The 24,081-nt window shown below is 68.3% G+C and carries 21 protein-coding genes and 3 pseudogenes; 10 read left to right on the forward strand and 14 right to left on the reverse strand.

Annotated features, from left to right (window positions below):
* Positions 1-50 precede the first annotated feature (50 nt).
* From ACFXB5_RS23760 to ACFXB5_RS23770, 3 genes are all read left to right on the forward strand, one after another.
* Entirely contained in the window at positions 51-1,154 is a 1,104-nt protein-coding gene (locus tag ACFXB5_RS23760; RefSeq protein WP_385211213.1) for an alpha-hydroxy acid oxidase, read from the forward strand.
* Complete coding sequence (locus ACFXB5_RS23765; protein WP_385211216.1) at positions 1,151-2,593, forward strand: FAD-dependent oxidoreductase; 1,443 nt, start codon at positions 1,151-1,153, stop codon at positions 2,591-2,593. Before ACFXB5_RS23760 ends, ACFXB5_RS23765 begins: the two co-directional genes overlap by 4 nt.
* 460 nt (positions 2,594-3,053) lie before the next feature.
* A complete protein-coding gene (locus ACFXB5_RS23770) occupies positions 3,054-3,752 on the forward strand; it encodes a GntR family transcriptional regulator (protein ID WP_385211219.1) in 699 nt (232 codons plus the stop codon).
* Positions 3,753-3,815: 63 nt separating this feature from the next.
* On the opposite strand, the gene ACFXB5_RS23775 is transcribed toward ACFXB5_RS23770, so the two are convergent.
* From ACFXB5_RS23775 to ACFXB5_RS23785, 3 genes are read right to left on the reverse strand one after another with little or no spacing between them, the layout of a single operon-like run.
* Positions 3,816-4,286 carry a fumarylacetoacetate hydrolase family protein gene (locus ACFXB5_RS23775; protein WP_385211222.1) on the reverse strand — a complete coding sequence of 157 codons (471 nt, stop codon included), beginning with the start codon at positions 4,284-4,286 and terminating at the stop codon, positions 3,816-3,818.
* A gap of 8 nt (positions 4,287-4,294) precedes the next feature.
* Positions 4,295-5,107: a hypothetical protein gene (locus ACFXB5_RS23780; protein WP_385211225.1), complete on the reverse strand. Its 813-nt coding sequence runs from the start codon at positions 5,105-5,107 to the stop codon at positions 4,295-4,297.
* A gap of 29 nt (positions 5,108-5,136) precedes the next feature.
* Positions 5,137-5,679: a SigE family RNA polymerase sigma factor gene (locus tag ACFXB5_RS23785; RefSeq protein ID WP_385211228.1), complete on the reverse strand. Its 543-nt coding sequence runs from the start codon at positions 5,677-5,679 to the stop codon at positions 5,137-5,139.
* A gap of 667 nt (positions 5,680-6,346) precedes the next feature.
* Between ACFXB5_RS23785 and ACFXB5_RS23790 the strand changes: the two genes are divergently transcribed.
* Positions 6,347-7,033, forward strand: a complete 687-nt coding sequence (locus ACFXB5_RS23790) for an IS630 family transposase (protein ID WP_385211277.1) — start codon at positions 6,347-6,349, stop codon at positions 7,031-7,033.
* A 27-nt stretch (positions 7,034-7,060) separates the two neighbouring features.
* Here the strand turns inward: ACFXB5_RS23790 and ACFXB5_RS23795 are convergent, their stop codons facing one another.
* The gene (locus ACFXB5_RS23795; protein ID WP_385211231.1) at positions 7,061-7,582 is read right to left on the reverse strand and encodes an Lrp/AsnC family transcriptional regulator; all 522 of its coding nucleotides are present in this window, start codon (positions 7,580-7,582) and stop codon (positions 7,061-7,063) included.
* Between the two features lie 107 nt (positions 7,583-7,689).
* On the opposite strand from ACFXB5_RS23795, the gene pdhA reads away from it, so the two are divergent.
* From pdhA to ACFXB5_RS23820, 5 genes and pseudogenes are all read left to right on the forward strand, one after another.
* Positions 7,690-8,796 (forward strand): pyruvate dehydrogenase (acetyl-transferring) E1 component subunit alpha, encoded by a 1,107-nt coding sequence (gene pdhA / locus ACFXB5_RS23800; protein ID WP_385211234.1) that lies wholly within the window; start codon positions 7,690-7,692, stop codon positions 8,794-8,796.
* 3 nt (positions 8,797-8,799) lie between these two features.
* The gene (locus ACFXB5_RS23805; protein ID WP_385211237.1) at positions 8,800-9,816 is read left to right on the forward strand and encodes an alpha-ketoacid dehydrogenase subunit beta; all 1,017 of its coding nucleotides are present in this window, start codon (positions 8,800-8,802) and stop codon (positions 9,814-9,816) included.
* Positions 9,813-11,237, forward strand: coding sequence for a dihydrolipoamide acetyltransferase family protein (locus tag ACFXB5_RS23810; RefSeq protein WP_385211240.1), 1,425 nt, complete (start codon positions 9,813-9,815; stop codon positions 11,235-11,237). Before ACFXB5_RS23805 ends, ACFXB5_RS23810 begins: the two co-directional genes overlap by 4 nt.
* A gap of 44 nt (positions 11,238-11,281) precedes the next feature.
* Entirely contained in the window at positions 11,282-12,979 is a 1,698-nt protein-coding gene (gene paaN, locus ACFXB5_RS23815; RefSeq protein ID WP_385211243.1) for a phenylacetic acid degradation protein PaaN, read from the forward strand.
* Positions 12,969-13,768: pseudogene (locus tag ACFXB5_RS23820) on the forward strand (thiolase family protein); the annotation flags it as partial. The gene paaN and the pseudogene ACFXB5_RS23820, both read left to right, overlap by 11 nt.
* A gap of 123 nt (positions 13,769-13,891) precedes the next feature.
* Here ACFXB5_RS23820 and ACFXB5_RS23825 read toward each other — a convergent pair.
* The 5 genes and pseudogenes from ACFXB5_RS23825 to ACFXB5_RS23845 form a co-directional block, all read right to left on the reverse strand.
* Positions 13,892-14,751, reverse strand: a pseudogene (locus ACFXB5_RS23825) (IS5 family transposase).
* 441 nt (positions 14,752-15,192) lie between these two features.
* Positions 15,193-15,783 carry a transposase gene (locus tag ACFXB5_RS23830; protein WP_385211246.1) on the reverse strand — a complete coding sequence of 197 codons (591 nt, stop codon included), beginning with the start codon at positions 15,781-15,783 and terminating at the stop codon, positions 15,193-15,195.
* Positions 15,780-16,295, reverse strand: coding sequence for a winged helix-turn-helix domain-containing protein (locus ACFXB5_RS23835; RefSeq protein ID WP_385211249.1), 516 nt, complete (start codon positions 16,293-16,295; stop codon positions 15,780-15,782). Before ACFXB5_RS23835 ends, ACFXB5_RS23830 begins: the two co-directional genes overlap by 4 nt.
* 10 nt (positions 16,296-16,305) lie before the next feature.
* A complete protein-coding gene (locus ACFXB5_RS23840; RefSeq protein ID WP_385211252.1) occupies positions 16,306-16,560 on the reverse strand; it encodes a hypothetical protein in 255 nt (84 codons plus the stop codon).
* Positions 16,557-17,117 (reverse strand): hypothetical protein, encoded by a 561-nt coding sequence (locus ACFXB5_RS23845; protein ID WP_385211254.1) that lies wholly within the window; start codon positions 17,115-17,117, stop codon positions 16,557-16,559. Before ACFXB5_RS23845 ends, ACFXB5_RS23840 begins: the two co-directional genes overlap by 4 nt.
* A gap of 44 nt (positions 17,118-17,161) precedes the next feature.
* On the opposite strand from ACFXB5_RS23845, the pseudogene ACFXB5_RS23850 reads away from it, so the two are divergent.
* Positions 17,162-17,437 (forward strand): annotated as a pseudogene (locus tag ACFXB5_RS23850) (MBL fold metallo-hydrolase); the annotation flags it as partial.
* A 326-nt stretch (positions 17,438-17,763) separates the two neighbouring features.
* On the opposite strand, the gene ACFXB5_RS23855 reads toward ACFXB5_RS23850, so the two are convergent.
* Genes ACFXB5_RS23855 through ACFXB5_RS23875 form a run of 5 tightly spaced genes read right to left on the reverse strand, consistent with a single transcriptional unit; the run spans position 17,764 to position 23,788 of the window.
* A complete protein-coding gene (locus tag ACFXB5_RS23855) occupies positions 17,764-18,618 on the reverse strand; it encodes a hydroxypyruvate isomerase family protein (protein ID WP_385211257.1) in 855 nt (284 codons plus the stop codon).
* Positions 18,615-20,219 carry an FAD-dependent monooxygenase gene (locus ACFXB5_RS23860; protein ID WP_385211260.1) on the reverse strand — a complete coding sequence of 535 codons (1,605 nt, stop codon included), beginning with the start codon at positions 20,217-20,219 and terminating at the stop codon, positions 18,615-18,617. The genes ACFXB5_RS23855 and ACFXB5_RS23860 overlap by 4 nt, the downstream gene beginning before the upstream one ends.
* On the reverse strand, positions 20,216-21,133 hold the full coding sequence (locus ACFXB5_RS23865) for a fumarylacetoacetate hydrolase family protein (protein WP_385211262.1): 918 nt from the start codon (positions 21,131-21,133) through the stop codon (positions 20,216-20,218). Before ACFXB5_RS23865 ends, ACFXB5_RS23860 begins: the two co-directional genes overlap by 4 nt.
* Before the next feature lie 16 nt (positions 21,134-21,149).
* A complete protein-coding gene (locus ACFXB5_RS23870; protein ID WP_385211264.1) occupies positions 21,150-22,871 on the reverse strand; it encodes a dihydroxy-acid dehydratase in 1,722 nt (573 codons plus the stop codon).
* Positions 22,871-23,788 (reverse strand): NAD(P)-dependent oxidoreductase, encoded by a 918-nt coding sequence (locus ACFXB5_RS23875; protein ID WP_385211266.1) that lies wholly within the window; start codon positions 23,786-23,788, stop codon positions 22,871-22,873. Before ACFXB5_RS23875 ends, ACFXB5_RS23870 begins: the two co-directional genes overlap by 1 nt.
* Positions 23,789-24,081 lie beyond the last annotated feature (293 nt).

The raw sequence follows: 24,081 nt of genomic DNA on the forward strand, positions 1-24,081 counted from the left end.
CACTACCATGTCAATAGTATTTCCTAGATATATCTGCTAATCCTCATGCCATGGCACTACACAACGACGCGCCCTCCCCCGGCGCACCACCGCCCATCGGCGATCTGTCCGATCTCGCCGCCCTCAGCACCTGGGCGGAGCAGAGGTGGCCCGAGCCCGTGCGAGCGATGATCCAGGACGGAGCCGGCTCCAATGCCACGGTCCAGGCCAACCAGCAAGCATGGCTCGACTGGTCTCTCCGTACGCGGGTACTGACCGACGTCTCCCACATCGACACTTCGGTCAGCGTGCTGGGGCGCAAGCTCGCGGCGCCGATCCTCGTTGCCCCGTCCGGCCTGCACACACTGGCGCACCCCCGGGGTGAGATCGCCACAGCGGAAGGTGCAGCCGCTTTCGGCACCACCATGGTGCTCAGCTCAGGCACGGGTACGCCGATGGAGGACGTGCTCGGCCTTGATGGTTCCTCGTGGTTCCAGTTCTACTGGCGCCGCGACCGGGGCACGCTGCGGGAGATCCTCACCCGTGCCGTCGCCCTCGGCGCGGAGGCTCTGTGCCTCACTGCAGATCTCCCGGTACGGCCGCTGCTGGGTGAGCGGATGCGGTATGCAGTCGGCCACCTCCCCGGCGGGCCGCCCCTCTACGTCCTGGACCGCAGCGCGCATCTGTCGGGCGGTGAATGGGATCACGACGCCCGGGTCACCTGGAAGGACTTGGAGTGGCTCCGGGGCATCACGGACATACCCATCGTCGTCAAGGGCGTGACAACCGCTGAAGACGCCGTGCAGGCGGCAGACAACGGGGTCAACGCGGTCATCGTGTCCAATCACGGAGGACGCGCCCTGGACCATGGCCGCCCCACTGCTCGGTGTCTGACCGAGGTGGTGGACGCCGTGGCGGCACGTTCCGACGCACCCGAGGTCCTCGTGGACGGCGGTATCCGACACGGGCGTGACGTGCTGATCGCGCTGGCGCTGGGAGCACGGGCGGTATTGGTCGGCCGTCCCGTCCTTTGGGGGCTGTCCGCTCACGGTGCGGCCGGAGTGCACGGCGTTCTCGAATTCCTGCGGCGTGAACTCGAGTCGTGCATGGGAATGACGGGGCGTCCCGAAGTGAAGGACATCGACAAGACCACGATCACGGAGGCAACCCGATGAACAGCGTGCACCACTCCGCTCCCGGCCCGGACCTCATCGTCATCGGCAGCGGAGTAGCCGGCCTGGCCGCCGCGGTGGAGGCGGCTGAGGCAGGACTTACCGTTCAGGTTCTCGAAGCAGCCGACACGGTCGGCGGGGCGTCCGCCATGAGCGGTGCCGCCTGCTTCCTGGTTGACACACCGCTCCAACGCTCACGGGGCATTATCGACAGTGTCGACCTTGCCCTGGCTGACTGGGAGCGGATGGGCGGACCGACCGCCGATCTCGAGTGGGCGCGACGGTACGCGACCGACAGCGCGCGTGAGGTGTACCAGTGGTGCGCTGACTTGGGTATTGAGTGGCACGCCCTAGACCAGCCGGAAGGGAACAGCGTGCCGCGTTGGCACCTTCCCGTGGGCTGGGGCCGTCGCATCGTCGAAGTGGTGGAGGCCCGCGCGCGGGAACTCGGGGTGACGATCCGGACCGGCATCACGGCCGAGGAAGTCTGCCTCAGCCAGAGCCAGGTCACAGGCGTACGGACACGGAGCGCTGGGGTAGCGGAGACTCTCCCCACGAGCTCCGTCGTCGTCTGCACCGGTGGATTCATCGGCAGCAAGGAACAGGTACTCAAGCACGCACCGCAGCTGCGTGAACTGCCCCGCATCCTCGCGGGCGGCTCTCCCACCGCAGTCGGCCTGGGGCACGGCTTGCTGGAGGCCTCCGGTGCTCAGTTCACACACCTAGACCACATCTGGGTATACCCCTACGGCACCCCCGATCCGAGTGACGCCTCCGGTGCCCGCGGCCTGGGGATCCGAGGTGTCAGCACGGAGATCTGGCTCAACGCGGAGGGCCGACGGTTCCACGACGAGTCTCTGCGCGGAGGCTACTCGGGCACCAAGGGTCTGCTCGCTCAGCCTGGTTGCACGGCGTGGCTTGTCCTTCCTGCGGCCGAGGCAGATCAGATCCTGCTGATCGACAACGAGTACTACGGGACGCCCGAGGGCCCCAATCCGGAAGCCATGAAACGGTTCTGGGTCGAGTCGCCCTACGTCAGTGCCGGCGACGGACCACAGGCGTTGGCTCGGGCCGCTGGACTGCCAGAGGAGGCCGTGGTCCATGCCATCAGCGAGCTCAACGCCGCTATCCGGTCAGGTGCTGCGACCGACCCACTGACCGGCCGCTCCTTGGTCGGCTTGCACGAGGTTACGGGTGATCTTCTCGCAGTTCAGCTCTTTCCGATGGCCCAGAAGAACCTCGGCGGTGTGCGGACTGGTCCTGGGTGCGAGGTGCTCACGCCCTCAGGAGATGCCGTGGCAGGTCTCTATGCTGCCGGGGAGGTGGCGGGGATGGCTGGGGGCCACATCAACGGCCGGGCAGCACTCGAGGGCACTATGTTCGGCCCCTGCGTGTACTCCGGCAGGGTCGCTGGGCGCACGGTGGCCCGACGGACACAATGAACGGACGCTCGGCCGTCGTGTCCGGCTCGGCTGAGTACAAGTTCCTGCAGGCCACCGTCGTACGCCATATACGTCTTCGGCTTCGAGAGCGTCTGGGAAGCGCCCCGCAGCCTGTGTGCACTGCCTGGTCCCTCGCGCACGGTGCTCCCACAGCGCTCGGTCTGGGGCATGACCTAGTGGAGCGCGGTGTCCAAGTGCCCTCCCGTCGAGTATCCGTAGGTCTGCCTGCTTCCCCCGGACGTCCGCACTGGCGCGGAGGTCCGATGACTGGCAAGTAGTTGGATCACGAGGCAGCATGTCGCGATGACACGGAGGAGGAACAGTGCTTCAACCGTGACTTACTCCGAACAAGACGGCGGGTCGCGCTGCGCCCAGGTGAGTAGACGCATAGTCCGGTTGTCTGAACTCGATCCACACAGATATACCTTTGGCATGGCTGACGAATGAAGTGGAGGCGTCCATGGCGCAGCGCAGGACCCTGGACACGACTGAGGTGGACGAGCCGCCCGCTCGCCAGCTCTCGTTGACGGAGCAGGTCTACCACCGGCTCAAGGAGGAGATCCTGCGAGTTCGTCATGGTCCTGGCGCCCTTCTCCTGGAGCCTGAGCTGGCCACGCGCTACGGCATCTCCAAGACGCCGGTGCGCGAGGCACTGCGTCTGCTGCTGCAGGACGGCTGGGTCGTGGTGATGCCCCGCAAGGGCTATCTGGTGCGGCCAGTGCGGCTCGAAGACATCCGAGAGGTGTTTGAGGTCCGTCGGATGGTGGAGCCGGTGATAGCCGCGCAGGCCGCTCAGCTTCGCGATGCCGATGACATTGCACGGCTGACGAGCCTTTGCTCCGAACAGAGCCGTGGTGCTGCGTCGATCGAGCCTGCGCTCGGCGCGGCGCGGGCCTTTCACACCGAGCTGGCGGCCATGACCGGCAACGGCAGAGCTCTGGCCATTCTGACCGACCAGCTCGACGAGGTGCGCCGGCTGCACCATCTGATGCCGAAGGTCGAAGGCCACATCACCTCGACAGCGGAGCTGGATGCGCATCAGGAGATTCTGGCTGCGGTCGAGGCGCGCGATCACCAGGCGGCCGCGCAGTTGATGACCGATCACCTGTCAGAAGTGGCTGAGGCGATGGTGGATGCCTTCGCCGGCATACGCCGCTGACATGCCGGGCTCCCCGCCGTCCGCATGCGAATGTAGGGCGGGGAGCCTGACTGCTCGCTCGGGTCAGCGCCGCTGTGTCACGCGCGACTTCCTCACGCAACGTCCAGCACGGCGTGACCGATCTTCTCGATGGTGCTCAGAACCTGATCCCCCGGACGCAAGTAGCGTCGGCAGGCAGCCGACCGGTATGCGGCCCGTTCCGCCCAACTCACTGTCCATGGACCAGCCCGTGCCTCCAGGGGTACCGGTGGCGATCACGTCCCAGGGGCGCAATGTGAGATGTCGGCTGACGAAGGCGACCAACTCGCTGACACTGAACAGCAGTGCGCTGGTGGTGTCGGACTGGCGCAACTCGCCATTCACGTGAGTGGTGACTGCCAGACTGTTGGGGACGGAAACCTGGGGTGCCGGTACGACAGTCTCGCCGAAGACAGTCGCGCCATCGAAGTTCTTGGCGGCATCGGCCGCCATGCGCCGGCTCCTGTCGGCTGCTGTCCTGATCTGACGTTCCCGGGCCGAAAGACCATGGACCACCAGGTCGTCTACTTCGTCACCTTGATCCCCTCGTACGCGGTGGACTTCGGCGCCAGGCAGGCGAACCAGTCGTAGGGCGAGTGCTTGGGGCTGTGGATGACCGGAACGGCGGCGTTCGTCTCGGTGGCCGCGGACGCACGGCCGACCTTGGTAGACGTGCCGTCCTTCCAGGTGCAGGTGACCTCCCGGGCGGTCTTGGCGACCTGGCCGATCACCAGGCGCTGCGAGGCCGTGCCGTTCCCGGGGGGCAGCGGGATCACGAAGCCCCCGTACTCGCCGCCGGACAGGACGTCGTCCTCAGGTACCACGTTGTCCACGATCTGGGTGGTCCTCGCCTCTTCACCGGTGACCCGGTGGACGAAGTGCGCGACCTTGCCCACCAGTTCGGAGGCCGTGGAGACGTCCTTCGGGTGCTCGCCGAACTTCGCCATCGCCGCCAGGGTGGCCTTGGCCTCCGCCGTGTCCGCCGGAGCCTTCCACACGTCGATGTACACCTTCCACGGCACTCCCGCGTCGGTGCCGCTCGCCAGGGTCGTCCGCATGTGCGGCTCGGGGGTCGTCCGCATGTGCGGCTCGGACGCCTCCGCGCTGGCGACCGGCCGGCTCGCCGGCGACACCCCCCGGTCCCCGTCACCGGACAGCCCCGTCAGCGCCAGAGCCCCCGTGGAGCCGGCCACGACCAGGGTGGTGGTCGCCACGACCGCCCAGCGACGGGCCTTGCGGCGGCGACCGCCGCGAATCAGCGCCTGGGCGGGGGCTGTGCCGATCTTCACCTCGTCGGCCGCGTCGGCCAGCAGGAGTGCGATGTCGTGCTGTGTCATGTTGTGGCTCGTCTCCCAGTCCGCGCTTTTCACTTTCGTCCTCCCTGCGTCACTGTCTCCGCCAATCCCGATATGGCGCGCAGCTTCGCGATCCCCTTGGCTGCGTTGCTCTTCACCGCGCCGACCGAACAGCCCATCGCCTCGGCCGTCTGTATCTCGGTGAGGTCCTCCCAGTAGCGCAGGACCACTGCTTCCCGCTGCCGTGTCGGCAGTTCGGCCAGCGCCTTCAGCAGCGTGTGGCGGTCGTCGGCCTGGGCGATCCGGTCACCGGTGTCGGCCACCTCGTGTGTCAGGCCCGCGTCCTCGCTCCTGGGCACCAGGAACTCCCGCAGTTTCCTGCGGTACCTGCGGGCATGAGCGTTGATCATCACTCGTCGTACATACGCCTCCGGGTGGTCGGCCGAGGCGACCCTGTGCCAGGCCACATAGACCTGTTCCAGCGTCGACTGGACCAGATCCTCCGCCGCGTGCTGCTCCCCCGTGAGCAGGAATGCCGTGCGCATCAGCCGCGGCCAGCGGCCGACGACGAAGGCCTGGAACTCTATGTCCCCGGCCTGTTTTCGAACCCCCATGAGCACCTCCTAGATGTTCAAAAGAGGCCATGAGAGGCCGAGACCGTTGCCTCACCGCGGAATCTTTTTCCGCGTTCCCGTCGGAGCGGGGGGGTGCCTGTTGAGTCGGCACGGAGGGCGGTGCCGGTGTTGCCACCGGTCCGTTCCTCCGTGCCGCTCGCCGAACGCGGCGTACCCGTATCCGAGTACCGGGCTCTCCACGGACTCTGCCGTTCGCGCGGGGTTGGGGTGGGTCCAGGGGTTGGAGGTCGTGTGGCCTGTGTAGCGGTAGCGGGTGACTGTCACCGCTTGGAGGTCGAACAGGTCGATCCCGTCTGCCGAGGGCTTTTGCCACTGTCCGGTGTGGTCGGTGAACCGTCGGCGGACGTCCTTCCACTTCCAGCGGCGCAGTGCCATCCACCAGCTGATCACCCGATGCCGCGTGAAACTGGCCAGGGAGCTCAGGGCGGCTTTGCAGACCGCGTGCTTGAAGTAGTTGAGTCGGCGGCGGCAATCTCACGCACCGCCGCTCGCAGAACCGTGCGGGAGCCCATCGGCTCACACGGCTCCCGTCATCCAGCCATCAGGCTTGAGACCGAACCACCAATGGGCGAAGAGGTTCGGGCGCTGGCCGAGGACATCCCCGATCTGGACCACTCCACCATCGGGAGGGTCCTAAAAAACGGAACTGCGTCCTCACCCGAGAAAGTGCTGGACCATCCCACCCCGGGCGAACGCGCAGTTCGCAGCCCGGATGGAAGACGTGCCGGCTGTCTACGCCCGCCCCTACGACCCGGCACGTCCGGTGGTGTGCATGGACGAGAAGCCCTACCAGCTCCTCGACTATGCCCACGACCCGCTCCCGGTCCGCCCCAGCCGCGACGCCCGCCAGGACAGCGAGTACATCCGCCGCGGCACGAGCTCCATCTTCGTATGGGTCGAACCCTTATGCGGATGGCGTCGCGTTCAGGCACTGTCCCAGCGGACCCGGATCGACTGGGCCGGCCAGGTCAAGCGGTTACTGAACGTGGACTATCCCGACGCCGAGGCCGTGGTGCTGGTGATGGACAACCTCAACACCCACACCATCGCCTCACTGTACGAGGCATTCGAACCACAAGAGGCGTTCGCCCTGGCCCAGCGCCTCGAGATCCACCACACGCCCAAGCACGGGTCATGGCTCAACATCGCCGAGATCGAACTCTCCGCACTGACCCGGCAATGCCTCGACCGCCGGATCAGCGACCTCGACATCCTCAACACCGAACTCTCGGCCTGGCAGAACGCCACCAACACCGACCGACGTCAGGTGAACTGGCAGTTCACCACCCACGACGCACGCATCAAACTGCGCCACCTCTATCCCAAAAGTTAGCCGCGACAATCCGCTAGGGCCCTCGTCTCAGGAGTCCGACGCTTCCCACTGTGTACCAAGTCCTCGTGCTTCTTCGAAGACGAGCCAGGTGCGGGTGGCACGGACTCCTGGGATGTCCTGGATCGACTCCAGAACCACGCGCCGCAGCGCGGTGTTGTCGGGAGCCCGCACGAGTACCAGGACGTCGTAGTCGCCTCCTACCAGGGCGAAGTGCTCAACGTGCGGGATCTCCTTCAGCTTGACGGCAACCGACCGCCAGGCGTTCTGCTCGATGGTGACCGACACGTAGGCCGTGGTGCCAAGGCCCAGTCTCTGCGGATTCAGCTGGGCGGTGAACCCCGAGATGATGCCGTCGTCGGTCAGCCGTCCGATGCGCGCGTAGGCGTTGGCGCGCGAGATGTGCACGTGATCGGCAAGGGCGCGGATGGACATCCGGCCGTCGCGCAGTAGCGCGGCGATGATCGCGCGGTCGATTTCGTCGAGAGCGACGGCAGAACGTCCGGTCTCGAGACCCCCAGGGCCCTCTGGGTTCGACACTTTGCCCTCCATACCCGGAGAGATCGGCAATCTCTCTCCCCTTCAGTCAGATATCTTGAACATATATATCGAACGAGGCCACGATTCGCGTGTCAAGTGTCAAAAGAAAGCGGTGCAGGATGTCCGTCAAGGCGCTCCGCCACGCGGTCGACAGCCTCCTTCCCTCCCTCTCTCCGGTGCGCTTCGTCGCGCCTGACGGCAAGCCCGTGAAGCCCCCGTCGGGTTACACCGAGCCCTCGGACGAGCTGCTGCGGGAAGCGCACCGCCGCATGGTCATCGGCCGCCGGTTCGACACCCAGGCCACAGCCCTCACCAAGCAGGGGCGGCTCGCGGTGTACCCGTCCAGCCGCGGCCAGGAAGCCTGCCAGATCGCCGGTGCCCTGGCCCTGCAGGATCAGGACTGGTTGTTTCCCACCTACCGCGACTCCGTGGCCCTGGTCACCCGCGACATCGACCCGATGGAAGTGCTGACGCTGCTGCGCGGCGGCTGGCACTGCGGCTACGACCCGGCCGCGACGCGAGTGGCCCCCCAGTGCACTCCCCTGGCCACGCAGACCATCCACGCCGCCGGCATGGCCGAAGCCTTCCGCCGCAAGGGCGAAGACGGCGTCGTCATGGCCTTCATCGGCGACGGCGGGACGAGTGAGGGCGACTTCCACGAGGCGCTCAACTACGCCGCCGTGTTCAAGGCGCCCGTGGTGTTCTTCATCCAGAACAACCAGTACGCGATCTCCGTACCACTGTCCCGGCAGACCGCCGCGCCTTCGCTCGCCTACAAGGGCGTCGGCTACGGCGTGGCGTCCGAGCAGGTCGACGGCAACGACCTAGTCGCCGTCCTGTCCGTCCTGCAGACGGCGATCGAACACGCCCGATCCGGCAAGGGGCCCTTCCTCGTCGAGGCACACACCTACCGCATGGAGTCGCACACCAACGCCGACGACGCCACCCGCTACCGGGAGCGCGAGGAGGTCGATGAGTGGGAGAACGCGGACCCGCTGACCCGGCTGGAGACCTATCTGCTGGGCCGGGAGCTGCTGACCGACGAGGACATCGAGACGGCCAAGCAGGAGGCCGAGGCCTTCGCGGCTCGCGTCCGGGACGGGATGAACGCCGACGTCGAGGCCGACCCGATGGAGCTGTTCGACCACGTCTTCGCCGAGCCCACCCCGCAACTGCTCGAACAACGCGCCCTGCTGGCCACCGAGCTCGACCCCCAGGAGGACTGATCCATGGCCTCGATGACGATGGCACAGGCGCTCAACGGAGCCTTGCGGGACGCGTTGCGTGCCGACGAGCAGGTCCTGGTCTTCGGCGAGGACGTCGGCGCGCTGGGAGGCGTGTTCCGCATCACCGACGGACTGACCGAGGAATTCGGCGAGGAGCGCTGTTTCGACACACCGCTGGCCGAAGCCGGCATCGTCGGTCTCGCGGTGGGTATGGCGATGGGCGGATTCCGCCCCGTGGTGGAAATGCAGTTCGACTCCTTCGCCTACCCGGCGTTCGAGCAGATCGCCTCGCACGTGGCCAAGCTGCGCAACCGCACCCGCGGCCGACTCGCCCTGCCCATGGTGATCCGTATCCCGTTCGCCGGCGGCATCGGCGGCGTGGAACACCACTGCGACTCCAGCGAGGCCTACTACGCCCACACCCCCGGCCTCAAGGTCGTCACCCCGGCGACGGCCGAAGACGCCTACTGGCTGCTGCGGGACGCCATCAACGACCCCGACCCCGTGATCTTCATGGAGCCCAAGCGGCTGTACTGGTCGAAGGAAGACACCGACGTCGTCACCCGTCAGGCCGCCCCGTTCGGGCGGGCCGTCGTCCGCCGAGAGGGCCGGGACGGCACGCTGGTGGCCTACGGCCCCTGCGTCCCTGTCGCCCTGAAGGCCGCGGAGGCGGCTGCCGAGGAAGGCATCAGCCTCGAAGTCGTAGACCTCCGTACCGTGGTGCCCTTCGACGACAAGACGGTCGCGGAGTCGGTGCGCAAGACCGGCCGCTGCATCGTTCTGCAAGAGGCACAGGGCTTCGCCGGCGTCGCCGCCGAGATCGCCGCACGCGTTCAGGAGCGGTGCTTCCACTCCCTGGATGCCCCGGTGCTGCGCGTCACAGGATTCGACATTCCCTATCCCCCGCCGAAGCTGGAGCACGCCCACCTCCCCGGCGTCGACCGCGTCCTGGACGCCGTCGACCGGCTGCAGCTCGACGGCCAGCCCGACACCTACCACCTCGCACGGGAGGGATCGTGACGACGACCGGTACCACCACCGACCAGCTGTTCCTCCTGCCCGACCTCGGTGAGGGCCTGACCGAGGCAGAGATCGTCGAGTGGAAGGTCGCCGTCGGCGACACCGTCACCATCGACCAGGTCGTCGTCGAGGTCGAGACCGCCAAAGCCGCGGTCGAAGTACCAGTCCCCTTCGCGGGAACGGTCGCGAAGCTGTTCGCAGAGGTGGGAGAAGCGGTCGCCGTGGGCACGCCTCTCATCGCCATCGGCAGCGCGGCCTCAAGCACCGTCGAGCAGGTCCCGCAACCCGCCAACCCGAAGGAAGCCGCCAAGGCAGCCGCAGCGGAGCGATACCGCGAGGAGGAGCAGGCCGGCTCGGGCAACGTCCTGATCGGCTACGGCACGGGGTACGCCCCGCCGTCGCGACGCCGTCGCAAGCGCGCCGCCGCCAACAGCGCACAGGCGGCCCCGGCAGCCCCGGCAGCCCCGGACCAGAGCGTGCCGGCGCCCACGCAGGCCAGCGAGGCGAGCAAGAGCGCCGTGCCCGGACATGCTCTCCTGGTCATCTCTCCGCTGGTGCGCAAACTGGCGCGCGACAACGACATCGAGCTCACGGCCCTCACGCCAACCGGCTCGTTCGGTGTGATCCAGCGGCGGGATGTGGAGCAGGCCATCGCCCAAGCCACACCCGTCCAGCAGCCGGCCGCCGCAGCCGCGATGACGCCGGCACCCGCCCGCGCGGGAGCGCCCGAGATCACGCGCATCCCACTGCGCGGACTGCGCCGGGCCGTTGCCGACAAGCTCTCCCGCAGCCGCCGTGAGATCCCCGACGCCACCACGTGGGTCGATGCGGACGCCACCGGGCTGCTCGAGGCGAAGGCTGCTCTCCAGACAGCCCGCCCCGACGGGGGCATCGGCCTCTTGGCCCTCCTCGCCCGCATCTGTGTGGCAGGTCTGCAGCGCTACCCCGAACTGAACTCGACCGTCGACACGCAAGCCGGCGAAATCCTTCAGTTCCCTCATGTCCATCTGGGCTTTGCCGCCCAGACCGACCGCGGCCTCGTCGTACCTGTCGTCCGGGACGCCCACCTGATGACCACGGTGGAGCTGGCGGCCGAGTTCAAGCGTCTCACCGGCCTGGCACGTTCGGGAAGCCTGCCGCCGGACCGCCTTACCGGCGGGACCTTCACCCTCAACAACTACGGTGTCTTCGGAGTCGACGGCTCGTCGGCGATCATCAACCACCCGGAGGCAGCCATCATCGGCTTCGGCCGCATGATCGACAAGCCGTGGGTGGTGGACGGCGCTCTGGCAGTGCGCAAGATCGTCCAGATCTCTCTCAGCTTCGACCACCGAGTGTGCGACGGCGGTGCAGCGGGCGGTTTCCTGCGCTACGTGGCCGACCGCGTGGAGAACCCGACGACACTTCTGGCCGACTTCTAAGCCGGCTGCGCCGAACGACCAGCACGATCTCAAGGAGTAACCCCATGACAGAGTCGACTCCCGCCGCACACGAGTTCTTCGACATGCACCGCGCCCTTCTGGAGCGCGCCGCTGTCGCCGTGACGGAACGCGACTACTGGACCCCCTTCCCCGAGGCTCCCAAGGACCCCTCCTATGGGACCCAGGCCGAGGACGGGGAGAACGCCTTCAAGGCCCTGCTCAACAACGACTTCACGCTGCCCGGTCACCCCGGCAGCGGCACCGTCGTCAGTGGTGAAGTATCGCCGTACGGCTTCCCCCTCGGCCTGCACTACCCGCACGTCTCGCCCGAGGAGGCCATCCAGGCTGCCAAGGCGGCGGGCACCGCATGGCGCGAGGCGAGCCCCGACACCCGCGCCGGCGTGGCTGCGGAGATCCTGCTCAGGCTCAACGCCGCCAGCTTCGAGATCGCGCACGCCGTCCAGCACACCACCGGACAGCCCTTCCTCATGGCCTTCCAGGCCGGCGGGCCCCACGCGCAGGACCGCGCCCTGGAGGCCGTCGCCTACGCCTGGGCCGAGCAGCGCCGCCACCCCACGACAGCCCGTTGGACCAAGCCCCAGCGCAAGGGCGACCCCATCACCATGGAGAAGACCTTCACGCCGGTGGGCCGCGGCGTCGGGGTGCTCATCGGCTGCAACACCTTCCCTACGTGGAACGGCTATCCGGGACTGTTCGCCAGCCTCGCCACCGGCAACCCCGTGGTGATCAAGCCGCACCGGCGGGCCGTGCTGCCCCTCGCCGTCACCGTGCGCATCGCCCGCGAGGTGCTCGCGGATGCCGGCTTCAACCCCGACGTGGTGATCCTGGCCGCCTCTTCCAGGACCGAGCGGACAGCGCCCGCACTGGCCACCCACCCCGACGTCCGCCTCGTGGACTTCACCGGCTCCACCGAGTTCGGCACCTGGCTGGAAGACAACGCCCGCCAGGCCCACGTGTACACGGAGAAGGCCGGCATCAACTCGGTGGTGCTGGACTCCACCGACGACTACAAGGGACTGCTGCGCAACCTCTCCGTATCCCTGTCCCTGTACAGCGGGCAGATGTGTACCACTCCGCAGAACCTGCTGGTGCCTGCCGGCGGCATCGCCACGGACCAGGGAACGAAGACCCCGGCTGAGCTCGCAGCCGATCTCGCCGCGGCCGTCGACGGCCTGCTGTCGGACGCCCAGCGTGCCTGCGGCACGCTGGGAGGCATCGTCAGTGACGGCATCCTCACGCGCCTGGAGGAAGCGGCCACCGTGGGCCAGGTCATCCTGCCCTCACGCGCACTGACGCACCCGGACTACGAGAACGCGGTGGTCCGCACTCCGCTGATCGGTCTCCTGGACGCGCACGCCGACCGTGCCGCCTACTCGCAGGAGTGGTTCGGCCCGGTTACGTTTGTGATCAGCACCGACTCCACCGAGCACAGCCTGGAGGTCCTGGGCTCGACGGTGCGCGAGCACGGCGCCCTGACGGCGACCGTCCACTCAACGAACGAGGACGTCCTCAGCGGTGCCCGCCTCACCGCCCTCGATGCCGGAGTCCATCTGTCCGAGAATCTGGCCGGGCCCGTGTTCGTCAACCAGTCAGCCGCCTTCAGTGACTTCCACGGAACGGCAGCCAACCCCGCGGCGACGGCGGCCCTCACCGACCCAGCATTTGTCACCGGCCGGTTCTCGATCCTGCAGTCCCGCCGCCACGTGACGGCTGACCGTTAGTGAAGAGGTCTACCTCGTTGACGGGGCACGCACGCCACAGGGCCGCCGCAAGGGCGGACTGGCCAAGGTCCGTCCCGACGATGTCGCCGCGCTGGTCGTCGCGGAGGCGGTTCACCGCTCTGGCGTGCCCGACGAGGCGATCGACGAGGTGATCCTCGGCGCTGCCAACCAGGCGGGCGAGGACAACCGCGACGTGGCGCGGATGGCCGTGCTGCTGGCCGGCCTGCCCCACACGGTGCCCGGTTATACCGTCAACCGCCTGTGCGCGTCCGGACTCACGGCAGTGGCCAGTGCGTTCCAGGCCGTGCGCAGCGGACCGGGTGACATGATCGTGGCCGACGGTGTCGAATCGATGACCCGCGCTCCCTGGGTCATCGAGAAGCCCGGCACACCCTGGTCGAAGCCCACACAGATACACGACACCGCTCTGGGTTGGCGGTACGTCAACCCGCGGTTCACTGAGGCCGATCGCGCCGTGCGGGACGCGGATGACCCCCACACCGTCAAGACCGCCCTGTCCATGGGGAAACGGCGGAAGAGGTTGCCCGGCTCAACGGCATCACCCAGGCACAGTCCGACCCCTTCGCTCTGCTCAGCCACCACCGCGCCTTGCGTGCTCAGGCTGCCGGGCACTTCGACCGGGAGATCATTCCCGTGCCCGTGGGCGACGGCCAATTGCAGCGGGATGAGGGTCCTCAAGCGGACACCATAGCTGAGAGGCCGGCTAGGCTTCGGACGATCTTCCGGCCGGACGGCATCGTCACTGCTGGTTCCTCGCCACCCCTGTCCGGCTGTCCGAGGCCATCGACGGCCTCGCCGCCCCAGGGCCGCGCTGAACCACCTCATCGAGGACAACCACGCGTACCTGACACGGTCGGCGGACGACGAGGCGTGAACTGGGCGGCGTTCGGATCAGCGTGCGGACCAGAGGAAGACACCTGCGACGTGGAGTCCGGCCAGGTAGATGGTCGCGGTCTTCTCGTAGCGGGTGGCAATGCCGCGCCACTGCTTCAAGCGGTTGATGCACCGCTCGACGGTGTTGCGCTGCTTGTACGCCTCCCGGTCGAAGGCAGGCGGTCTGCCACCGGCCCGTCCGCGGCGCATCCGGTTGGCCCGCTGGTCGGCCCGTTCCGGGATCACCGCGCGGATACCGCGCCTGCGTAGGTGGTTTCGGATCTCGCGGGAGGAGTACGCCTTGTCGGCCAATACCATGTCCGGCCTGGTGCGGGGTCGTCCACGGCGGCGGGGAACGCGCAGGCGGTCCATCACGTCCGTGAAGACGGGTGCATCGCCGGCCTGCCCGGCGGTGAGGACGAACGCCAGTGGCCGGCACCGGCCGTCGGCCGCGAGGTGGATCCTCGTGGACGATCCGCCGCGGCTGCGGCCGATGGCGTGGTCGTCCGGCTCGCAGTCCGGGGCCCCTTTTTGCGGGCCCCGGCCACGTGCTGGTGAGCGCGTACGATCGTGGAGTCCACCGAGACGGCCCAGTCCGGGTCCTCGTCCGCGGCGGACTGGGCCACCAGGGCAGTGAACACCCGCTCCCAGGTGCCGTCAACGGCTCACATCCGCAACCGGTTGTAGACGCCCCGCCAGTTGCCGAACTTCTCCGGCAGGCGCACCCACTGGCTCCCGGTCTGGAACTTCCAGGCGATCGCGTCGATCACCTCACGGTGATCCCGCCAGCGACCACCCCGCTTCGGCGTCCGATCCGGAAGCAACGGCTCGATCCGCACCCACTGCGCATTAGTCAACGGCACAACCGGACCAACGATCAGATGATCCGAACGAAACGGCCTCGTCGCCCGAACGAACGCTGACGCCGGCCCATCGGACTTCTCCGACGCCGCGTCAGCATTGTGAGCCAGCGGCTGCCGCCGCCCTTCCCCAGGGGCCAGCGTCGGCGACAGCCGCGAGCTGTTGGACTACTCACGGCTGACACTCTCTGCGGCCATGCCATGGGCAGCCAACACATCAGAGGTCGGCGGCCTCCTTGTAAGGAATGTTCCGCGCCCGTCTGCGTGAGTGCTGCTGTGACCACCGCTCATGGCCCTGCGCAGCTTCCGTGCCGTTGCAGGAAGGGGACGCAGAGCACGGCCGAGCGCCGTGGCGAGCTGCGGCTCGGCTTCGCGCAAGACCGGTGTAAGGGGTCCTTGCACTATGCCCGCCCGGGTCGCGCGGCCTGGCACCGCACCTCGCCGCGTTGCCGAAAAGCCCTACTGAGGTTTTCGTTGGTTCTGTGGTGAGTGGTTATGAATTGTCAGTCCCGTGTGGGTGAGGAAGGACCATGGGAGATGTTTGTCGGAGCAGACCCGGTGGATGGCGCGTTCGGTGGCATCGGCGACGTCGGCGAGGTGGTCGCCGGTGAGGTTGGCCAGCTCGCGTGTTTTGATCGCCGACCACAGCAGTTCCACCGGGTTGAGTTCGGGCGCGTAGGCGGGCAGCCGTTCCAGCGTCAGCCAGTCCTGTCCGGCCACCCGGGCTCGCATGTCCCGGCTCCAGTGCGCCGACAGCCCGTCCCACACCAGCACCACCGGCTCACCCGCATAGAACGCTTTGACCTGCCGCAGCACTTCGATCAACGCCATGGTGTCGTAGCTGCCCGGCTTGAGGTGGAAACACAGCCGCGGACCACGGTCGGCGTCCGCGGCGTGATATCCCAGAGCGGCGGCCATCGAGGCGCGTTTCCAGTTCAGCCGGTGCCGCAACGTCGGGGTCCGGCCACGGGGCGCGTAGGTCCGGCGCACCCGGGGCAGCAGCGACACACCCGACTCGTCGAAGAACACGATCCAGGCACGTTTCTTCACCGCCCCCTTTTGATGCGGGGCCACTCATGGGCGATCCACCGGGCGATCTCGGACTCGTCCCGCTCGACCGCCCGGCGCTGGGGACGCTGCAGACTCCACCCCAGCCGCCCGGTCAGCAGCCGCCACACCGACGCCCGTGCCAGCTTCACCCCACTCACCCGCTCCACCACCAGCCCGACCCGCTCCAAGGTCCATAAATCGGCCTCGAACCCGTGCGCCTGGGCACCCTGCTCCAACGCGGCCCGCACCTGCTCGACCTGGGCGTCATCAAGCTTGGGCGGCCGCCCCGTGGCCGGAGACCGCCACAGCGCCGGGGCCCCGCCCTGTTCCCACTGGCGCTTCCACCGCCGCACGCTCTCGGGACAGACCCCCAGCATTCCCGCGATCTGCGCATGGGGGCGTCCCTGCTCGAACAACTCCACCGCCCGCATGCGTCGGGCCTCGGCCAACTGCGGTCGCGTCAGCGGCGGAGCGGAGACTTCGGAAACAACGGACTGAGACTCGGAAGGCACGCCAAGATACTCACCCCCCCAAGCGCCCTACACCCACAGAACTAACGAAAACCTCAGTAAGGCGCGCGGCGATGTCCTCGGGCACCGACTCCTGGTGGTGCTCGATGAGCGCGCCGGTCAGCTGCAGCCCGTCATTGCGGGCACGGTCGACCAGCATCGCGACCAACTGCTCGTCCGACACCGCCTCCGCAGCCGACTCGACGACTGGCGCCTCGACGCCTCGGTGCCCACGATGGTCTCGCTCATCAGACGTCTCCTTGATCATCGGATCCGCCGTCTATTGGACACTCCCCCGATGTACGAAGCTGCCCGGGTGACGTTGCTTTGGTCTTCGGTCATGAACGGCAGGACGTGAGCCCAGAGGGTGGCTGGGTCGCTGACTTCCGCGATCGCCGCAGTGGCAAGCAGAGGCGTCCAGGCAGCCTGCTCCAGTCGGTTGTCGAGGTAGCGCATGACTGCCTTGTCGAACTCTGGAGCTTCCTTGATCAGAGTGAGTACGTCGTCTGCGTGTTCGTCGGCTTTGACAAGCCCGGTGGCCAGAAGGTCCGCATCTGCCCCGTTGGCGCAGCGAGCCAAGTCTGGGCAGCGGTCGTGAGCGTAGGTCAGCATGCTGGCTTGCTGGTCCGTGGTTGAGTAGTTCCACAGGGCGTCCGCATACTGCCAGGATTCGGTGTCGTCGGTTTCCAGCAGATGCTGGACCAGGTAGTCGCGCAGGGACGGAATGCTCTGGAGTTCGGGGCGCTCGGCCGCGGCCACGGACAGACTTCGGGTGGCTGGCGAGAGGGTCGGCCAGTGCGAAGCGAACCAGTTCAGCCAGGTCACACCCGGACCACACCGGTGTCCTCGCCCATCTCCAGGAAGCCGGGGTGGCGATCTGGGCCCATGAGCGGGAGAAGGCCACCCTCGCCGGCGGCCCGCACAGCGCGATGCGCAACGCCGCGGCTGAGCGTTCCTCCCTGCCCTATCTTCTCCGACGCCCGGCAGCGATCGGGGCCTTCGTGACGATGGTCCGCCAGGGCGCGTTCGGGGCCCGGACCGTGACACGCGTGCACACGTTCACCGAAGGCCAGCGCCTGGACGCCGTTCCGGGGCGGCCGCAGGCGCTTGTCCTGCCCGGCCACAGACCGGGCAGCAGCGGCTTCTATTTCCCCGGCCTGCAGGTGTTGTTCAGTGGCGATGCCTTGGTCACGCGCGATGCCCGGTCATGTTGGCCCGGGACTTGTCTGCCGCGGATTCACGCACGACTGCAGTGCCGCCACCGCTTCCCTGGACCGTATCGGCACTGCCTCAAGGCATGGTGCTGCTGCCGGGGCACGGGGAGGCATTCGCCGGTGGCCTGCAGGAGGCAGCCGATCTGGCCCGGCAGTGGGGCGTTCATGAGAACACCCCCTAAATGCTCTGGGCAGGAGAAGTGTGCATCGGGCACCGCCGACCCGGGCCCGATGCGCATGTATGAAGGGCGGCCGTGTCAGCCGACGGTGTCACCCGCCAGCGGGTGGCGTGCAGCGAAGGAGCGCGCGTCCACGGGGGTGTGACGGTGCCCGGGGCGGGAGTTGAACTCCAGGCCTATCAGGCCGCCGTACTCGACGTCGCGCAGCGCCGCAACGATGCGGGCGAAGTCCAGGTCTCCTGTTCCCGGGCAGGTCCGGCCCGGGGCGTCGGCGAACTGCACATGACGCAGCGACTGTGCATGCCGCCTTATGGCCTCAACGGGGTCCTGTCCCATCCGGGCCACGTGGTAGACGTCCAGAAGCAGTCCGGTGTTGAGGCATCCTGCCTGCCGTGTCCGGAACACGATGTCGGCCGCCACGTCGAGGTCGGTCAGCAGATACCCCGGGTTGTCCAGCGAGTTCAGGGCTTCCACCAGCACGGAGATGCCGTGGCTGTCGGCGTGCTTGGCGGCGAAGAGCAGGTTGTCGAGGGCTGTCTGGTGCTGTTCCTCTTCCCGTAGGTGCGGCAGGCGGTTGCCGTAGGGGAGGTTGATCAGACGGCAGCCGACCTCGGAGGCGAACTCCACCGCTGTCACGATGCTCGACCGGCAGGCCTGTTGCCGACCGGGATCGCTGAGGATGCCCCGCTCGCCCGACGCGTAGTCGCCCGCGTCGATGTTCATGCAGACCAGCTGTGTGCCGGCGCTGGTCAGCGCCGTGCGCAGTTCTTCGGTCTGCGGCCGGGCGGGGCGCCCGGTGGAGAACGGCCACCAGGTCTCGACCAGCGAGAACCCGGCGGACGCGGCGGCGAGTATGCGCGGAGCCAGGGGCTGCCCCCGCAAGGGGGGCAGCGAAAGGTTCAGCGCGTAGTGGTCGCCCGCGGCGGTGGTCACGGCCGGTCCCCGACCAGTGTCCGGCGCAGGGCTTCCGTGAGGAGTGTGCTGTGATCGCCCGGCTGTGCGTCGCCGTGCATCCAGGCCACGTGGCCGTCCGGCCGTACGAGGATCGCTCCGCCAGCCGGCAAGCCGTAGAGCCGGTCGAACTCCTCGGGGTCCACATCGCATGCGGCGCTGGGCACCTCGTGGGTGTGCAGAGGCAGGTGCAGGTGTGTGCTGATGTTCGCGGCGGCTTCGTGCCAGTGGTGTCCCTGCGGCCCGTACAGGAGGGTGAAGTGGCCGTCGAGGAGGTCGATGAGGGAACGCTCTCCTGCGGAGCGCAGCCACAGGTGCGGTGCGCGTCTGCCGACGGCGACGGCGAACGGGTTCGCCTCCGCGTCGGGCTCCGGTCCCCCGGCCAGTGCTCCTTCGGTGTAGCGGAAGGCGAGGTCACGCTCAAGGGCGGCGAGGTGAGCGCGCTGGTGGTCGATGGGGTCGCCGGCCGGGGCCTTGGTGATGATGGGTTCCCAGACGGCGTCGAAGCGCTCGGCGTTCTCCTTGCTCCACTGGGCGTTGGACTGGGCCACGGGGCGGCGTTCGCTCTCGTAGGTGTTCAGCAGTTCCTTGGAGGCCAGGCCTTTGAGGACGAGGTCGAGCTTCCAGATGAGGTTGTGCACGTCCTGGACGCCGGTGTTGAGGCCGAAGCCGCCGGTGGGCGGGAAGACGTGGGCCGCGTCACCGGCGAGGAAGATGGAGTCGGCACGGTAGCGGGAGGCCACACGGGACTCGACGGAGTAGGTGGCGGCGTTCATGATCTCGACGCTGCAGGGTCGGCCGACGGCTGCTTCGATCAGGCCCTGGGCCTGGTTCTCGGTGAGCAGGCCAGGGTGACCGCTGTCCTTGCCGCGCATCCGGAAGGTGAGCCAGCGGGTGTGGCCGTCCACCGGTGCAACGGTGACGAATCCGCCGTCCTCGGCGGCCGTGAGGAACTGGATGGCGGTGCGCTCGCCGATGACGTCGGAGATGTCGCCGTGCCAGTAGACGCTCTGCCAGTAGCCGACGGTCTCTCCTTCCATCTCGATGTCGAGCGCGGCACGGATGGGGCTGGCCGCTCCGTCACAGGCGATGACGTACTGCGCGGTGATCAGACTCTGCTCACCGCCGGCGGTGGGCTCGATGAGGGCGCGGACCTGGTTGCCTTCCTGGGTGAGGCGGTGGACTGTGGTGCCGAAGTGGGCTTGGACGCCGGGGGCGGCCGCTACTCGCTCGCGCAGGATGCGCTCCAGGGAGTCCTGCGGGATGCGGCAGGTGCCGGCCGGTCCCAGGGTGGTGTCTTCCTGGCCGGGCGGGGTGCGGCCGAACTCCTCGCCGCTGAGCGAGTCGCAGTAGACGAAGCCGTGCCGGGGACTGTGGGTGGCCTCGGCACGGATTTCCTTCTCCAGGCCGAAGAAGCGGAACAGTTCCATGCCGCGGTCGCGGACGCCCCGGGCTTTGGGGTGGGCGAAGGGCTGGGGGAATTTCTCCACCAGGATGCACGGGATGCCGTGCTGGGAGGCGAGCAGCGCGGCGCTGAGGCCGACCGGGCCGCCTCCGACGATCAGGAGTTGGGTATCGATCACTGCCCCGCTCCGGTCGCGTCGGCGATCGGGGTCTCCATGACGCCCAGACCGGTGATCTCCATGCGGACCACGTCACCCGCGAAGAGGAAGGTCGGGGGGGTCTGGAAGGCGCCGCAGCCGGTGGTGGTGCCGGTGTAGATGATGTCGCCGGGCGAGAGCTCCAGCACCTTGCTGAAGTCGGAGATGAGGCCGGGGATGTCGACGATCATCTCGGAGCTCCAGCCGTCCTGGCGGAGTTCGCCGTTGACCCAGCAGCGCAGGTGCAGGTTGTGGGGGTCGGGGATCTCGTCCTTGGTGACCAGCCAGGGGCCGAAGGGGGCACCGGTGGGGATGCCCTTGGCACGGGTGATCTGGGAGTACAGCGGGCTTAGCTCGATGTCCTTGAAGGCCATGTCGCGTGCGGTGACGTCGTTGCCGATCATGTATCCGGCGACGTGGTCATAGGCGTCCTCGCGGGCGATGCGGTGTCCGCCGCGCCCGATGACGACCGCGATCTCCGTCTCGTAGTCGAGTTGTTCAGTCTCCGCGGGGCGCACGAGGGCGTCCTTGGGGCCGATGACCGTGTTCGACGGCTTGAAGATCAGCAGGGGCTCGGAGGGCGAGGGGGCGTTCTTCTTTCCGGAGGCCTCGTCGACGTGGGACTGGTAGTTGCCGCCGGCCACGATGATCTTTTCGGGCTGCGGTACGGGCGGGCCCAGGCGCACCGAATTGAGCGCGACCGTGTACTTGGGGTCCTTCGACGCTTCCTCGATGATCGGCTGGAGGAAGGGGAGGAAGGCGAGAATGGCGTTGGTGTCCAGCGTGGGCAGGCCCGCCCGCGCCAGGACCGGGGCCAGGGGCAGGATGTTCTGCTCGTCGTCCAGCAGGACGCCGGGCTGCTCGCTGCGGGGAGGCCCGAAACTGACGATCTTCACGGCTCTTCTCCTCTGATCAGTGGTCGTTGGGTCGGCGGGCCACGGACGGCTCTCCCGTGGCGGTCAGGAAATCGAAGTCGCAGCCCTCGGGTGCCTGGGTGATGTGGCGGCGGTAGAGGGCGGCGTAGCCGCGCCGCGGGGTGGGGGCCGCGGCCGCGGGGGTGCGGCGGCTGAGCTCGTCGGCGTCGACGTCGAGGTCGAGGCGGCCCTTGACGGCGTCGAGGACGATGGGGTCGCCGTCCCTGACGAGGGCGAGGGGGCCGCCTTCGGCTGATTCGGGGGCGACGTGCAACACGACGGTTCCGGTGGCAGTGCCGCTCATGCGGGCGTCGGAGATCCGCACCATGTCGGTGACGCCCTGGTGGAGCAAGGCCTTGGGGAGGGGCAGCTGTCCCACTTCCGGCATGCCCGGTCCGCCCACGGGGCCGGCGCCGCGCAGGACGAGGACGGAGTCTTTGGTGATGCCCAGGGCCGGGTCGTCGATGCGGGCGTTGAGATCGGCGACTCCGTCGAAGACAACGGCGGGTCCGCGGTGCTGCCACAGCCGGGGGTCGGCTGCAGAGCGCTTGAGGACTGCTCCGGCCGGGGCCAGGCTGCCTTGGAGCATCGCCAGGCCTCCGGCGGCGAAGACGGGGTCGGCGGCGGAGGCCAGCGCGGGGTGCTCCTTGGGTGTCACCGTGTCGAGGACCTGCGCCCATGTCTGGCCCGTGCCGGCGAGGGCGTCGGTGTTCAGCAGGGGCTGCAGTTCCTTCAGGACGGCGGGCAGGCCGCCTGCGTCCTCGAGGTCCTCCAGCAGGTGGGGTCCGGAGGGACGGACCTGGGCCAGGACTGGGGTGGACTGGCTCAGCTCAGCCATGGTGTGCAGGCCGAGGCGGTGGCCGATCCGGCCGGCCATGGCTTCCAGGTGGATGACGGCGTTGGTGGAGCCGCTGACGGCGCCCAGCATGCGGAAGGCGTTCTCCAGCGCTGCCGGAGTGACGAAGTCGGTGGGTACCTGTCCGCTGCGGGCCAGTTCCACGGCACGTCGTCCGGTGTCCTCGGCGAGGGCGGCCCGGGCGCCGCTGGTGGCGGGCAGCAGGCTGGATCCGGGCAGGGACATGCCGAGGGTTTCGGCGATCATGGCCATGGTGACGGCGGTGCCCAGGACGTTGCAGGTCCCGATGCCGGGCACGATGCTGCTCTCGATGGCCTGCCATTCCTCATCGTCGAGTTCGCCGGCGCGGCGGCGGTCGGAGAGGGTCCACAGGTCGTCGATGGTGAGGGGCTCGCCGTTGAGACGGCCGGTGGCGCGGGGACCGGCGGTGACGAGTACGGCGGGTTTGCCTGCGCTGATGGCTCCCATGAGCTGGGCGGGGACAGTCTTGTCGCATCCGCCGAGCAGCACTACGCCGTCGATGGGAGAGGCGGCGATCATCTCCTCGACGTCGATGGCCATGAGGTTGCGCAGGTAGAGGGTGCTGGGCCGGATGAACGGCTCGGCCAGGGAGATGGTCGGAAACTCCAGCGGGAAGCCACCGGCGGCGATGACGCCCTGCTTGACGGACTGGGCGAGGTCGCGCAGTCCGGAGTTGCAGGGGTTGAGTTCGCTGTAGGAGTTACAGATGCCGATAACCGGCCGCCGTCGGATCGCTGCGGTGCTGTGCCCGGCTCCGCGCATGAATGCGCGGTGGATGAAGCCGTCGCGGTCGGGCGAGGAGAAGACGTCGCCGTTGCCTTGTTTGGTGTCGTTCTGCGACATCAGTGTGTCTCCGCCGGTGAGGATGATGTAGGTGCGACGGGCCCGCGGTCGTAGATGCGGGCGAGCTGTGCGATGTCGTGGGCGCCGGCCCCGGCGGCTGTCAGCCGGGCGAAGGCTTCACGCGCTGCGGGGAAGACCTGCAGGGCCAGGTCGTGGGCCGAGGTGAGTTCGGCGACGGTCTCCTGGACTGTGGACAGACCGCCGATGGTGGCCCCGGAGGGCGCCGCGCTGGGCCTCAGTGCTGCGGGCAGGCAGTAATCCAGCATCGCACTGGCAGCCCAGCCGGACATCAGGACGTACTTGGCGAGGTCCGGGGGCAGCTTTAGGCGTTCGATCACGGCAGCGGCTTCGGCAGCTGCGGCAACGTGGACGGTGACCAGCAGCTGGTTGACGAGCTTGAGCTCCAGCCCGCGGCCGACGGGACCGACGTGTACGACATCGCGGCAGTAGTGTGCCAGGAGGCTCTTGGCGGCCTCGATGTGCTCACTCTCTCCGCCTGCCATACAGGTCAGCTCGCCTGAGGCCGCACGCAGGGGGCCTCCGGTAACCGGGGCGTCGATGAAGCCCGCGCCCCGGGCGGCGGTGCGTTCACCGAGCTCGCGGGCCACGCGCGGGGCGATCGTCGCGTGCTCGACGAGCAGGTGGCCGCCGCGGACGGCGTGGATGATGCCGTGAGGGCCCAGATAGACCTCGCGCGCTGCTCTTTCGTCCAGGAGGCACCCGACGATCACGTCGCTGTCGGCTGCGAGCTGGGCCGGACTCTCGGCGAGATCGGCTCCGGCCTCCTGCAGTTCCGTCACATTTGCCGGGGTGCGGGCATGGACTATGAGCGGGTGGCCGGCGGCCTGGAGGCGCCGGGCCATCGGCAGTCCCATGACGCCAGCTCCTACGAAGCCGACCCTGGGCAACGAGCTCACTACTGCTCCTTAGCTGGTGGCGCGGGTGGTGCCGGAGCGGACCGCCCGGTGTCGCGCGGACCACGGGCGCGCCTTCTGGCATGCCAAGAAGATCGCGGAGTATTAATAAGATGTCAATAGTGTCTTACAGATATATTTCTGTGCCGTATGACAGGCCCGGCCGCCCCAGCCGGCTCGGGGGGGGGGCCCCCCCCCCGCCGGGGGGGGGGCCGCCCCCCCCCCGCACCCCCCCCCCCCCCCCCCCCCCCCCCCCCGACAGCCACCCGCGGGGGCACAAAAGGACCCCCCCCCCG

It is taken from the genome of Streptomyces sp. NPDC059455 (assembly GCF_042750115.1).
In the GTDB taxonomy this organism is placed as follows: Bacteria; Actinomycetota; Actinomycetes; order Streptomycetales; family Streptomycetaceae; genus Streptomyces; species Streptomyces endocoffeicus.